Source organism: uncultured Neisseria sp. (genome assembly GCF_951230505.1).
Classification (GTDB): domain Bacteria; phylum Pseudomonadota; class Gammaproteobacteria; order Burkholderiales; family Neisseriaceae; genus Neisseria.
In genome coordinates this window covers 1-13,032 of sequence record NZ_CATNVN010000047.1, presented here as the reverse complement: position 1 = coordinate 13,032, position 13,032 = coordinate 1, and the positions used below count along the sequence as shown (strand labels likewise).

Sequence of the window (13,032 nt, the reverse complement as noted above, 5' to 3'; positions counted from 1 at the left end):
AGGATTATAGCGGCAAGAAAAGTTATGGCTGGAATGTCATTCTGTGTTCCGAGCAGAGCAAGGACGAAATTGTCTGGAGTAAAAGCAGTCCTGTATCTTACCGTCAAATGAGAAAGGCATTCGGTCTGTCTTTTGATACTAAGGAGATGCTCTCTTACTGGCTGAAGGGCGACAATAGAAATGTTGGGAGTAGAGATAATGTAGCCCGTATCATTGCTATGCTGATTCTTATCATCGTCAACCTTCCGGCCTGGCTGTCGCCGCATCTACGTAGTCCTGTCGGTATAGTGGTCAGTCTGTGTGCGTTGGTATGGATATGGGTTTCTGACAGATATAAAAACGATCGTGATTACGAAGAAGAACGGGTAGGGACGATTATTTTCTTTGCTTTCATCATTTTCCTTACCGTCTTGTTCAACTATGTCAAAGCTGAAGACAGCGACTCATCGCATTCCGGCAGCTCCTATCATGGTTATTCGGCAGGGCATAAATAACGTGAGATCTGCTTAACTTCGTTGTGCCGTTTTACTTTTATTTTTTCAGACGACCTTTTTATAAAACATGCTAACCCGCCGTCAATTTCTCAGCTATACCGCCGCGCTTGGCGCTGCTTCTGCTTTTTCTTGGCAGACTTATAAATACCTCAACCGCAAACAGTCGGTTTCTATTAACCGTGTCGGCTTGCCGCTGGGGCATTTGTTGCGCGATCGAAAATTGTTGCAAGCGCCGGCTCGTCGTTATGAGTGCAATACGTTGATACTCGGCGGCGGTGCGGCTGGGTTGGGGGCGTTGTGGTATTTGGCGAAGCATAATCACCGCGATGTATTGTTGGCAGAAGGGTTTGAACGCAATGGCAACAATGCCGCCTATACGTCTTCAGACGGCCTGAAAGCGCCGAGTGGTGCGCATTATTTGGCTTTGCCGTCGAAAGAAAGCGTGTATGTGCGCGAGATGTTGGCGGATTTCGGTATTTTGCAGTCGGACGGCAGCTTTAGGGAAACCGATTTGGTCTATGCGCCCGAATCGCGCCTCTTATATCAGGATAAATGGGTGGAACATTTATTGCCGAAAGAAGATGCGGATTCCAAACGGTTTTTTGATTTAATCGGCCGTCTAAAACAAGCTTACGGCAATGACGGTAAGAAAATTTTTGCCATTCCAATTGCGCTGTCATCGGCAGATGAGACATGGCGCAAACTCGATAATCTGACGTTTAAACAATGGCTTGAGCAAGAAGGTTACCACTCGACCGAGCTTTTATGGTATCTCGATTATTGTTGCCGCGACGATTACGGACAAGGCATCGGGCAAGTGTCTGCCTTTGCCGGACTGCATTATTTTGCCGCCCGCAACAATGCAGAAACCGTCCTCACTTGGCCTGAAGGTTTGGCACATCTTTCTGAAAACCTGCGCCGTCATGCTGATTTGCAGGAAGGCTGGCAATGGCCGTCTGAAAACCGTATCCGTTTGGAGAAACCTGCTTCGGTTAATGCTTCCGCCGTCAAAATTAAACCGCTTTCAGACGGCCGGATTGAAGTGTGGCTGCGTGATAATGCAAAAGGGGAAACCGTTGCCGTCACTGCGCAACACGTTATCTCCGCCATGCCGCTGATGGTTGCCGCCCGCATTATTGAATCTCCCGAGCAATTTGGTCTGGACATTCCCGAATACGCACCATGGCTGGTTTCCAATTTTGAGTTGCACAGTTTCCCGAAAGAAAAAAACAACAGCGAACTTGCGTGGGACAATGTGGTTTACGGCAGCCAAGGGCTGGGCTATGTTGTTGCGACCAATCAGCTTATCCGGGTTGCCCGTCCTGAACGCACGATTTTTACCGCCTACGCCGCGCTCAACCACGATACGCCACAAGCCGTCCGCCGCCAGCTGCTTGAAGCAAGCGATGAAGAGCTGCTCCAGCTTGCCGCCCAAGATCTGCTTACCGCTTACGGCGAAGGCTTTTGGCGGCACGTTTCCCATGTTGACATTACCGTGCGCGGGCATGGCATGAGCGTGCCAAAACCCGGCTATTTAAGCGATGAGGCTTTATTAAAAATCAGAAACCGAAATGCCGGATTGTTGTTTGCACACAGTGACTTAAGCAGTTATTCAGTATTTGAAGAGGCTTTGTATTGGGGTGTGGAAGCGGCACGGAAAGTGTTGGCTTAATTGATATAAAAAGGCCGTCTGAAATTATATTCAGACGGCCTTTGCTCTTTTATCCTGATTAGGCTTTGGGTTTCAAAGCGGCAGCTTCGCGAGCCAGACGGGTGATGGTATCCCAGTCTTTGTTTTTGATGGCTTCTTTTGGAGTCAGCCATGAGCCGCCGACGCACAAGACATTAGGCAGTGCCAAGTACTCGGGTGCAGTTGCCAAGCTGATGCCGCCGGTCGGGCAGAAGCGAACATCGGCGTAAGGGCCGTACAGGGCTTTGAGCATGGCTTTGCCGCCAACGACTTCGGCAGGGAAGAGTTTGAGTGTGTCGATGCCGTGTTCCAAAGCCAGTTGGACTTCGCCCGGAGTGGCAACGCCAGGAATCAGAGGAATACCGCTGTTGTGGCTGGCTTTGGCGAGAGATTCGTGTAAACCCGGGCTGATGGCGAAAACCGCACCTGCGTCTTCGACGGCTTTGAGCTGTTCGGGATTGGTTACCGTACCCGCGCCGACGATGGCATTGGGCACTTCTTTGGCAATCAGGCGGATGGCGTCGAGGCCGACAGGGGTGCGCAGGGTGATTTCGAGGGTGGGAATGCCGCCTTCGACAAGGGCATGGGACAAATCGACGGCAGTGCTCAAGTCGTCAATCGCCATCACAGGCACAACTGCGCCGGCGGTCAGGATTTCGCGTGGGGTCAGTTTGGACATTTTAGGTCTCCGTTGGGGACTGTATCGTAATAGGTTCGTTAACATGGTTTCAGACGGCCTGATTGTTTTAAAAGGCCGTCTGAAAAGGGTTTAGGCAAATTCGCCGCCGAAGCTCATGGCGCCGGTTTCTGCGCTGCTGGTCATGCTGCGGAAGTTGGCGAAAAGTTCGCGGCCACAGCCTTGTTGGTTCGCGCTCAAGTCGATGCGTTCAACTTCGCGGGCGTTCCATTCGGCTTCGTTAATCAGGACGTTGAGTTCGCCGGTAACGGAGTTGAAGCGGATCAAGTCGCCGGTACGGATTTTGGCGATGTTGCCGCCCATCAAGGCTTCGGGCGTCATGTGGATAGAGGCCGGAACTTTGCCGGATGCGCCGGACATACGGCCGTCGGTCAGCAACGCCACTTTGAAGCCGCGGTCTTGCAGGATGCCCAAAGGCGGGGTCAGTTTGTGCAATTCGGGCATACCGTTGGCGCGCGGGCCTTGGTAGCGGACGACGCAGACGAAATCGCGTTCCAACTCGCCGCGTTCAAATGCGGCCAATACTTCGCGCTGGTCGTTGAATACGATGGCAGGCGCTTCGATGATACGGCAGCCTTCGCGCACGGCGGATACTTTAATCACGCCGCGACCGATGTTGCCTTTCATCAGGCGCAAACCGCCGTCCGGGGAGAACGGGTTGTCGGCTTTGCGCAGGATGTCTTCATTGCCGCTGGTTTCAGGGGCTTCGCGCCATTCGAGTTTGCCGTCGATGAGGAAAGGCTCTTTGGTGTAGTGGCGCATACCGTGTCCTACAACGGTATCGACATCGTCGTGCAACAGGCCTGCGTCCAGTAATTCGCGGATAACGAAAGGCAGGCCGCCGGCAGCGGTAAAGTGGTTCACGTCGGCTTTGCCGTTGGGGTACACGCGGATCAGCAATGGGATGATGGAAGAAATTTCGTCAAAGTCGTCCCAGTTCAAAATCACGCCTGCAGCACGCGCCATAGCAACGAGGTGCATGGTGTGGTTGGTCGAGCCGCCGGTTGCCATCAGGCCGATCAGGGCGTTGATAAAGGATTTTTCGGTCAACATTTCGCCCAATGGTTTGATAGTGCCGTTTTTGATGCCGCGTGCGAGGTGTCCGGCTGCGTAGCGGGTCAGTGCTTCGCGCAGGTCGGTATAAGGGTGGACGAAGGCGGCTGCAGGCAGGTGCACGCCCATCATTTCCATCATCATTTGGTTGGAGTTGGCGGTACCGTAGAAGGTACAAGTACCCGGGCTGTGGTAAGAACCCATTTCGCTTTCGAGCAAGGCATCGCGGCCGACTTTGCCTTCGGCGAAAAGCTGGCGGGTACGGGCTTTTTCTTTATTGCCGATACCACTGGACATCGGGCCTGCCGGAACGAAGATGCCGGGAATATGACCGAAAGACAAAGCGCCAATCATCAAACCCGGTACGATTTTGTCGCATACGCCCATAAACAAGCTGCCGTCAAACATTTGATGCGACAGACCGATGGCGGTACTCATGGCAATCACGTCGCGGGAAAACAGCGACAATTCCATGCCGGCATAACCTTGCGTGATGCCGTCGCACATGGCGGGTGTGCCGCCGGCGACTTGCGCGGTAGCGCCGTTTTTTTGTGCTTCGTCTTTGATTTGGTCAGGGAAGTCTTTAAACGGCTGGTGTGCGGAAACCATGTCATTGTAGGCAGTGATGATGCCTAAGTTGGGGACGGTTTCCTGAAGCATTTCGATTTTGATGCTTTTAGGCATGGAGGCATAGCCGTGTGCCAAGTTGCTGCAGCCGAGCTGGTTGCGCTCTAAGCGTCCCATCTGTTTGGCGCTGCGGATTTTCGCCAGATACTTTTCACGCGTCGGGCGGCTGCGCTCGATGATGCGCTCGGTAATTTCGGCGAGTTTCGGGTGAATAGGAGTGGGGTTCATGTGCTGTCTCCTGGCAAAACGATATGATAGGGATTTTGTTTGCGCGTTTCTGATTTTTGTATTGGGTATTTTTTCAGACGGCCTGGAGCTGTGGGAATAAATAATGAGTGCCGTCTGAATATTTGAAGATTTCCTCTTCGAAGCGTCCGCATATTATAGTACAAAATCTGTAATTTTGTTACAAAATAATTTGCTAAGTGGAAGAAATTTGATTTAAATCGAGGTATGGTCAATTCGTAAAACGATAGGCTGCAAAAGTCATCAAACTTTTATGTTAAATCAAACAATTTGTAAAAATGAGAATAGACAAAATGTGTAGCCATGTGTAGTATTACTACTCATTAGCCCGCTTGTTTGAAATTTTGGTGCAGGCGATTGGTTTTTTACTGCTTACTGCTTAAAGGCTTTTGATTTTAATCGATTTTTATGGATGACGACAGTCCAAAAGTTTTGAAGCAAGCTTCCTCAACGAGAGATGAAACGATGAGTACACAGACAAATTTTGATTTGGTGTTGTTTGGCGCGACCGGCGATTTGGCAATGCGTAAACTTTTGCCTTGCCTGTATCAGGCGCATGTAGCTGGTTTGCTTCATCCCGAAGGTCGTATTTTGGGCGTAAGCCGTAGCGAATTGGATACCGCCGGCTTTTTGGCCAAAGTGGAAACGAATTCTAAAATCCATGTCAAACAAAACTTCTCAGAAGAAGCGTGGGCATCGTTTATCCAACGTCTTGAGTATTTGAAAGTCGATGTGACAAAGAAAGGCGATTTCATTGCCTTGGGCGACTTGGTAAAAGCACGCAAGAATACTGAAAATGTCGTGATCTACCTCTCAACTGCGCCGAAATTCTTTGCGCAAGCCTGTGAAAACCTTGCCGAAATCGGTTTGAATGCCGATAACGTGCGCGTGGTTTTGGAAAAACCGTTGGGTACGGACTTGGCTTCTTCCCAACAAATCAATACCGATGTGGCCCGTTATTTTAAAGAAGAGCAAATCTACCGTATCGACCATTATTTAGGTAAAGAAAGCCTGCAAAACCTGCTGGCCTTGCGTTTTGCCAATGTGATGTTCGAGCCTTTGTGGAACAACAAATATATTGAAAGTGTACAGCTGACCATCGCCGAGCAGTTGGGCGTGGAAGAACGCGGCGAGTTTTACGACATTACCGGCGCGTTGCGCGATATGGTGCAAAACCACTTGATGCAAATGCTTTGTATGACTGCCATGGAAGCACCGGCGAGCTTGGATGCGGATGCCGTACGCGACGAGAAAGTAAAAGTCATTAAATCGCTGAAACCGCTGACCATCGAATCCGTCAACGAAAATGTTATTCGCGGCCAATATGTTGCAGCAAACGGCATGAACGGCTATCTGGAAGAAGTCGATGTACCGAAAGACAGCTTCACTGAAACCTATGTTGCCATCAAAGCCGAAATTGAAAACGAGCGTTGGAAAGGCGTACCTTTCTACCTACGTACCGGCAAACGCATGGCAGGAAAAGTGGCGGAAATCGTGTTGAACTTCCATCCGCTGCAAAACCATATTTTTGACAACAGCCAACCTGCGCCGAATCGTTTGGTTATTGAACTACAACCGACCGAATCCGTCCGCCTTTACACTCAAGTAAAAACCCCGGGTGCAGGCAACAAAGTCGAAGTGACACCGATTGGCGTGGACTTGGGCACAGCAGTAGAGGGCCGCCGCGCTGAGGCTTATGAGCGCCTGCTGCTGGATGTGATTAACGGCAAACTCGCTTTGTTCAACCGCCGCGACGAACTCGAAGCCGCTTGGGAATATGTGATGCCTATCCTGGAAAACTGGGCGAACAATACAACGCCTCCGCATGCTTACGAAGCCCATTCTTGGGGTCCTGAAGCTGCGCGCGCGCTGTTGGCGCGTGACGGCAACAAGTGGCACGAAGAGCAATAATATTTCTTTCAGACGGCCTTGTTTTCCAACAAAAGGCCGTCTGAAACCATGAAAGGACGAAACATGTTTGTTTGGCACGAACAAGAAAACGCTGCAACTGCCGCGCAGGCTCTCGCTGATGCCGTTGCCGCTGCATTACAAACCGCGTTGAATGAGAAAGGCCATGCGGTTTTGGCTGTTTCCGGCGGTCGTTCGCCGATTGCGTTTTTCGAGGCTTTGTCGCAAAAAGATTTAAATTGGCAAAATGTCGGCATTACTTTGGTGGACGAGCGTATTGTCCCGACCACGCATGCCGACAGCAATACAGGCTTGGTACGTGAATATCTGCTCAAAAATAACGCGGCCGTTGCCACATGGATTCCTGTTGTTGAAGACGGAAAGTCTGAAACTGAATTACAACCTGAAGTTGTCGTTGCTTATGCATTGAAACATTACAAGCAACCTGACGTGCTGGTGTTGGGCATGGGAGGAGACGGGCATACAGCGTCGTTGTTCCCTCAAGCGCCTCAATTACAGGCCGCAATCAATGAAGCTGATGACCCGACATTGATTCATACTACGCCGGTTACCGCGCCGCATGAGCGTGTGAGCATGACTTTGGGTGCGATTGCCAAAACGCCGAATGTATTTTTGGCCATTCAAGGCGCAGAGAAAAAAGCGGTATTCGACAAAGCTGCTGCAAGGGCCGATACCGAATATCCGACCAGTCTGATTCTCAATCACCAAGGAATTAACTGCCATGTCTACTATGCACACTGAAGCTTATCCTCGTTTGGTTGCCGATATCGGCGGTACGAATGCCCGTTTTGCACTTGAAACTGCACCACAGGTCATTGAAAAGGCTGAAGTCTTACCTTGCCAGGATTACGACACCATTGTCGATGCCGCTAAAACTTATTTGGAACGCGCAGGCAGTCCGAAAGTCTTGCACGCCGCCTTTGCGATTGCCAATCCGATTTTGGGCGACTGGGTGCAGATGACCAACCACCACTGGGCATTCTCCATCGAAACCACTCGCCAGGCTTTGGGTTTTGAAACGTTGATTCTGTTGAACGACTTTACCGCCCAGGCTTTGGCGGTAACAAAAACCGATAAGAAAGACTTGATACAAATCGGCGGTCAAAAACCCATCGAATTTGCGCCTAAAGCCGTTATCGGTCCGGGTACCGGTTTGGGTGTCAGCGGTTTGGTGCACAGCGCTGCCGGCTGGGTGGCGTTGGCAGGCGAGGGCGGCCATACCAGCTTCCCGCCGTTTGACGATATGGAAGTATTGATTTGGCAATACGCTAAAAACAAATACGGCCATGTTTCTGCCGAGCGTTTCTTGAGCGGCGCAGGTTTGAGCCTGATTTACGAAGCATTGGCCAAACGCGACAACATCAAACAATGCCGTCTGAAGCCTTCTGAAATCACCGATAAGACATTGAGCGGAACATCGCCGATTTGCCGTCAGACTTTGGATATTTTCTGCGCCATGCTGGGTACGGTTGCTTCCAATTTGGCTTTGTCATTGGGTGCGCGCGGCGGCGTGTATTTGTGCGGCGGGATTATCCCGCGCGTGTTGGATTACTTTAAAACGTCTCCATTCCGCAGCCGCTTTGAAAATAAAGGCCGCTTTGAGGCTTATCTTGCCGCTATTCCCGTGTATGTCGTATTGAGCGAGTTTCCGGGCATCGTCGGCGCGGCGGTCGCATTAGACAATCATTTAAATAACGTTTAAACACACAAACGGCGGTGCAGGGCAGGGGGTGAAAAAAACCTTGTCCTGAACGTCAAAGAATCAAAGGGTAGAGTATATGTTAAGCAAAATCAGCGAATCATTGTCCAACCTCTCCGGCGCAGAACGCAAAGTTGCCGAATCTGCGCTGGCCGAGCCGAAATGGTTCGTTCATGCCGCTGTGGCGGAAATTGCCGAGCGTGCATCCGTCAGTCAGCCGACTGTAATCCGTTTCTGCCGCAGCTTGGGTTACAAAGGCTTGCCTGAGTTTAAACTCGCTTTGTCTGCCAGCATCGGCCACGAAGGCATGCCTTACGTTCATGAAGAATTAAACGCCGATGACAACATGGGCAGCGTGGTCGAAAAAGTATTGGGCAATGCCGCAGCCTCCCTTTTGGGCGAGCGTCGCTTCCTGAAAGAATCCGAGCTGGAAAACGCGATTGCCATTTTGATGCACGCGCGACGCGTTGAGTTTTATGGTGTCGGCAACTCCGGCATCGTTGCCCAAGATGCGCAACACAAATTCTTCCGCTTCGGTATGTCCACCGTTGCCTATGTCGATACGCATACCCAGCTGATGGCGGCTTCCGTATTGACTGAGCAGGATGTATTGGTGGCGATTTCCAATACCGGCTCATCTATCGAATTGTTGGACGCGGCCAGTATCGCCAAAGAAAACGGCGCAGCCGTTATCGCGCTGACTCGCAATGATTCGCCGTTGGCTCAAATGGCCGACTGTGTATTGAGCATTGCTACTCAGGAAAATGCCGAGCTTTATACGCCTATGGTGTCCCGCCTTCTGCAGCTGGCCGTAATCGACATTCTTGCCATCGGTTTGGCCTTGCGTTTGGGCGACACTGCCAGCACGCAACTGCAAAAAAGTAAAAAAAGCATACATAACAAGCACATCGAATACGATAAAGATTGATTCTTCACTGACATCTTCAGACGGCCCCAACCCATATCAAGGCCGTCTGAAACCTCAAAAAACGGAAACCATCCCGTTCCCGTTTCAGACGACCTCACGGCCGTTTTCTCAACAAAACTGTCCACTACCCAGGAGAGCATCCGATGAAACACCTTCACGATTTACCAGCTTGGTCAAAATTATGGATACATTTTGACGAAACCAAAGAACAACACATGCGTGAAATGTTCGAGCAAGATCCCGAACGTGCCGAGCGCTACTGGCTGCAGGTTGGCGGCCTGACTTTGGATTATTCTAAAAACCGTATCAATGACGAAACCATGTCGCTTTTGTTCGAGTTGGCGCGTGAAGCAGGCGTGCCGGAGCGGATGCAGCAAATGTTCCACGGCGAAAAAATCAATACGACAGAAAACCGCGCCGTCCTCCACGTTGCCCTGCGCAACCGCACCAATGCCCCCATCGTCGTAGACGGCGAAGATGTGATGCCTAAGGTCAACCATGTCCTGCAACGCATGGGCGAGTTCGCGCATGAAGTCCGCAGCGGCAGCTGGTTGGGCTATACCAATCAAGTCATTACCGACGTTGTCAACATCGGTATTGGCGGCTCTGACCTCGGCCCTCTGATGATGTGTACCGCGCTCAAGCCTTTCGGTCATCCGCGTTTGAACATGCACTTCGTCTCCAATGTGGACGGCTCCCAACTGCGCGACGTATTGTCCAAAGTCCACCCTGAAACTACGCTGTTCATCATTGCGTCCAAAACCTTTACCACCCAAGAAACCCTGACCAACGCCCTGACCGCGCGTAAATGGTTCTTGGATTATGCAGGCGATGAAAGTGCCGTGGCCAAACACTTCGTTGCCGTATCGACCAACCAAAAAGCCGTTGCCGAATTCGGTATCGATACCGTCAATATGTTTGAATTCTGGGACTGGGTCGGCGGACGGTACAGCCTGTGGTCGGCCATCGGCCTGCCGATTATGCTGTATCTCGGCGAAGAAAACTTCATCGAAATGCTCAACGGCGCGCACTTGATGGACCAACACTTCATCAACACGCCGCTAGAGCGCAACATGCCCGTCATCCTCGCCCTTATCGGCATTTGGTACATCAACTACTACGGCGGCGGCAGCCACGTTATCGCGCCTTACGACCAACATCTCCACCGCCTGCCTAAATTCATTCAGCAGCTCGATATGGAGAGCAACGGCAAACAAGTTACCCTTGACGGTAAACCGGTCGGTTACGAAACTTCCCCGATTATTTGGGGCGAAACTGGTATCAACGGTCAGCACGCATTCTTCCAACTGCTGCACCAAGGTACGCACATCACACCGATTGACCTCATCGCCTCTCTTGAAAAACGCAGCAATTTGCAAGGCCATCACGAAATCCTGTTGGCCAACGTCTTTGCCCAAGCCGAAGCCTTTATGCGCGGCAAAACGCCGGACGAAGTCCGCGCCGAGCTTCAAGCCCAAGGCATGGACGAAGCGCGTATCGAAGAGCTGGTTCCGCATAAAACTTTCTCCGGTAACCGTCCGACCAACCTTATCCTCATGGACAAAATCAACCCGCGCAATATGGGCAGCCTGATTGCCATGTACGAACACAAAACCTTCGTACAAGGCATTATTTGGGGCATCAACAGCTTTGACCAATGGGGCGTAGAACTCGGCAAACAACTGGCCAAAACCATTCTTGCCGAATTGACCGGCGAGACCGAAGTGCAAAAACACGACAGCTCCACTACACGCCTAATTAATCTTTATTTGAACGCCAACAAATAAAGCATTTATTTAAAGCAAAGGCCGTCTGAAAGTTTCAGACGGCCTTTTGTTTTATTCCGGATCATCTGTAAACGCATTTTCCCGAAATATCGGTACAAACGTGAAAAGATACAGTACGAACACGGCGATGGTCAGAAGCGCAGGGACGGTGATGAAAAATATCGGGTTCACGTTCATCAAGAAAGCGCGCGAGATGGCGGCCATAAAGAGTAGGGGGACGGCAATGCGGCAGAGTTTGGGGTAGTCGAGCTTGGTAAAGCCGCTGTGCCACAGTCCGGCAGTCAGCCACACCATCATCACGCCGCCCATCATGCCGCCAAGGGTAATCAGGTGCAGGGGCGCGGAGGCGGGCAGGTTTTGCAGTTTCGCCGCGCCTGTCCACAAATAGCCTGCGGCGGCAAAGAGTTGGAGCAGGTAATAGGTGCGGACGTAGTGTTTGCGCAGGAGTTCGTGATGGTGCAGTTCGCGCAGCTTGGCGAGCAGGATGAAGCCGACGGCGAGCGCGGTAAAACCGGCGGTTTGCGCGGGCAGCCAAAGTTCGGCGGCGGCGTGCAAGAGCAGGAAAGTAATGGCGATGTTTTTATAAACGATATTTGGAATAAAAACAGGGTCTTTCAGACGGCATTCTTTAAGGGCTTCCGCGCCCAAAAGAATACTGACGCGGACGGATACAAACATGACCGCCGCCATGTTCAGATGTACTTGCGCGCGCAGTAAGTTCAAATCGCCAGTTGCGGCGTAGGCCGTCTGAAAAACGGTTAACGCGGCAAGCAGCATTAAGAGGGCGAAGTTATCAGTGTTGCGGTCGAGCCAAATCAGCCAGGCGTAAAACAGCAGCAATACCAGCCAATAGGCGGCAACGAAAAACGAGGCAGTTTGCGGCGAAAAGGGCAGTATGGCGGATGCGGCGAGCAACAGCGCCGCCAAGACGGTAGCAACAGGTTTCAGACGACCTTTATAACCCGTCCATTCGAGCATGGCTGCAGTCAGGAAGCCGCCGTATGCCGCAGGCAGCATGAGTTCTAAGAAGATTTGGCGGTGCAAAATGACGGCACCGGGGCTGATGAAAAACACCAACGCGCCGAGTATGGCAAGCACCGCCGCACCGATGAAAAACGGCCGCATGGGGTGGGTGAAAAACTTATTCATGGTTTGGCTTGATTCTGCATGAAGATGCTTTCGGATATGGATTTATTGGGCGGACAGGGTTGTATTTTTCGCCAAAGAGGCAAGCCTGCAGCTTGCTTACCCTCTCCCTAGCCCTCTCCCACGGGGAGAGGGGATTAGGCTGTCGAGTCCGATCATTCTCAGGTTTACCTGCCATCTAATTCCCAATCCTGCACTCTTTGATTTTCAGCAACTTGATTCCCTCTCCCCGTGGGAGAGGGTTAGGGAGAGGGCAACGAACCGCAAGGTTTGTCAGATACTCAAATGCCCGTATCATTCATATTATTGATATTATTGTTTGAATTGTATTATTTTCAATAATAATAAATAACCCTAAACCAATATAAATAACAGCCATTATCCAACGACTAAACTTCTCTACAATTTCACCAACACCTGAAATATTAGCCAATCTTTGTGCTGTATATACTAAAACAAAAATCAATATTAAAAATACAAGAAGAGTAACTAATAAGTCGACAAGATCTAAAGTCACAAAGTAAGGAACAAAAAGTCCAATATTATCTGCACCACAACTAGCAACTGTAACCAAAGCAACAATACCGACTAATTTTGACAACCCTTTTTCATCCAATTCTTTTTTAGCTCTTTTTTCGCCCTCACAATCGTCGTAAATAGCAACTTTAATACCTAAGTAAATCGGTATTAAACCTAATAAACCCAACACCCATTTTTCCGGAACATAATGCAAAAC

At 50.7% G+C, this 13,032-nt stretch carries 10 protein-coding genes and 1 pseudogene; 7 read left to right on the top strand and 4 right to left on the bottom strand.

Annotation, left to right across the window (positions count from 1 at the left end; genetic code table 11):
• Together Q1M25_RS04695 and Q1M25_RS04690 are read left to right on the top strand one after the other, a co-directional pair.
• Positions 1-494: pseudogene (locus tag Q1M25_RS04695) on the top strand (DUF4178 domain-containing protein); the annotation flags it as partial.
• A 67-nt stretch (positions 495-561) separates the two neighbouring features.
• Positions 562-2,166 (top strand): NAD(P)-binding protein, encoded by a 1,605-nt coding sequence (locus Q1M25_RS04690; RefSeq protein ID WP_300482292.1) that lies wholly within the window; start codon positions 562-564, stop codon positions 2,164-2,166.
• 58 nt (positions 2,167-2,224) lie between these two features.
• On the opposite strand, the gene Q1M25_RS04685 is transcribed toward Q1M25_RS04690, so the two are convergent.
• Positions 2,225-2,863, bottom strand: coding sequence for a bifunctional 4-hydroxy-2-oxoglutarate aldolase/2-dehydro-3-deoxy-phosphogluconate aldolase (locus Q1M25_RS04685; RefSeq protein ID WP_003745733.1), 639 nt, complete (start codon positions 2,861-2,863; stop codon positions 2,225-2,227).
• A gap of 90 nt (positions 2,864-2,953) precedes the next feature.
• Positions 2,954-4,789 (bottom strand): phosphogluconate dehydratase, encoded by a 1,836-nt coding sequence (edd, locus tag Q1M25_RS04680; RefSeq protein WP_300482286.1) that lies wholly within the window; start codon positions 4,787-4,789, stop codon positions 2,954-2,956.
• 483 nt (positions 4,790-5,272) lie between these two features.
• Between edd and zwf the strand changes: the two genes are divergently transcribed.
• From zwf to pgi, 5 genes are all read left to right on the top strand, one after another.
• On the top strand, positions 5,273-6,718 hold the full coding sequence (zwf, locus tag Q1M25_RS04675) for a glucose-6-phosphate dehydrogenase (protein ID WP_300482282.1): 1,446 nt from the start codon (positions 5,273-5,275) through the stop codon (positions 6,716-6,718).
• Positions 6,719-6,781: 63 nt separating this feature from the next.
• Positions 6,782-7,477 (top strand): 6-phosphogluconolactonase, encoded by a 696-nt coding sequence (gene pgl, locus Q1M25_RS04670; protein WP_107723588.1) that lies wholly within the window; start codon positions 6,782-6,784, stop codon positions 7,475-7,477.
• Positions 7,458-8,438 (top strand): glucokinase, encoded by a 981-nt coding sequence (locus tag Q1M25_RS04665; RefSeq protein WP_039861966.1) that lies wholly within the window; start codon positions 7,458-7,460, stop codon positions 8,436-8,438. The genes pgl and Q1M25_RS04665 overlap by 20 nt, the downstream gene beginning before the upstream one ends.
• Positions 8,439-8,514: 76 nt before the next feature.
• Complete coding sequence (gene hexR / locus Q1M25_RS04660) at positions 8,515-9,363, top strand: DNA-binding transcriptional regulator HexR (protein ID WP_004519348.1); 849 nt, start codon at positions 8,515-8,517, stop codon at positions 9,361-9,363.
• A gap of 143 nt (positions 9,364-9,506) precedes the next feature.
• On the top strand, positions 9,507-11,150 hold the full coding sequence (gene pgi / locus Q1M25_RS04655) for a glucose-6-phosphate isomerase (RefSeq protein ID WP_300482276.1): 1,644 nt from the start codon (positions 9,507-9,509) through the stop codon (positions 11,148-11,150).
• A gap of 51 nt (positions 11,151-11,201) precedes the next feature.
• Here the strand turns inward: pgi and Q1M25_RS04650 are convergent, their stop codons facing one another.
• On the bottom strand, positions 11,202-12,299 hold the full coding sequence (locus Q1M25_RS04650) for an NnrS family protein (RefSeq protein WP_300482273.1): 1,098 nt from the start codon (positions 12,297-12,299) through the stop codon (positions 11,202-11,204).
• Positions 12,300-12,594: 295 nt separating this feature from the next.
• Positions 12,595-13,032, bottom strand: a 438-nt coding sequence (locus Q1M25_RS04645) for a CadD family cadmium resistance transporter (protein ID WP_300482270.1), incomplete at its 5' end; no start/stop codon positions are given.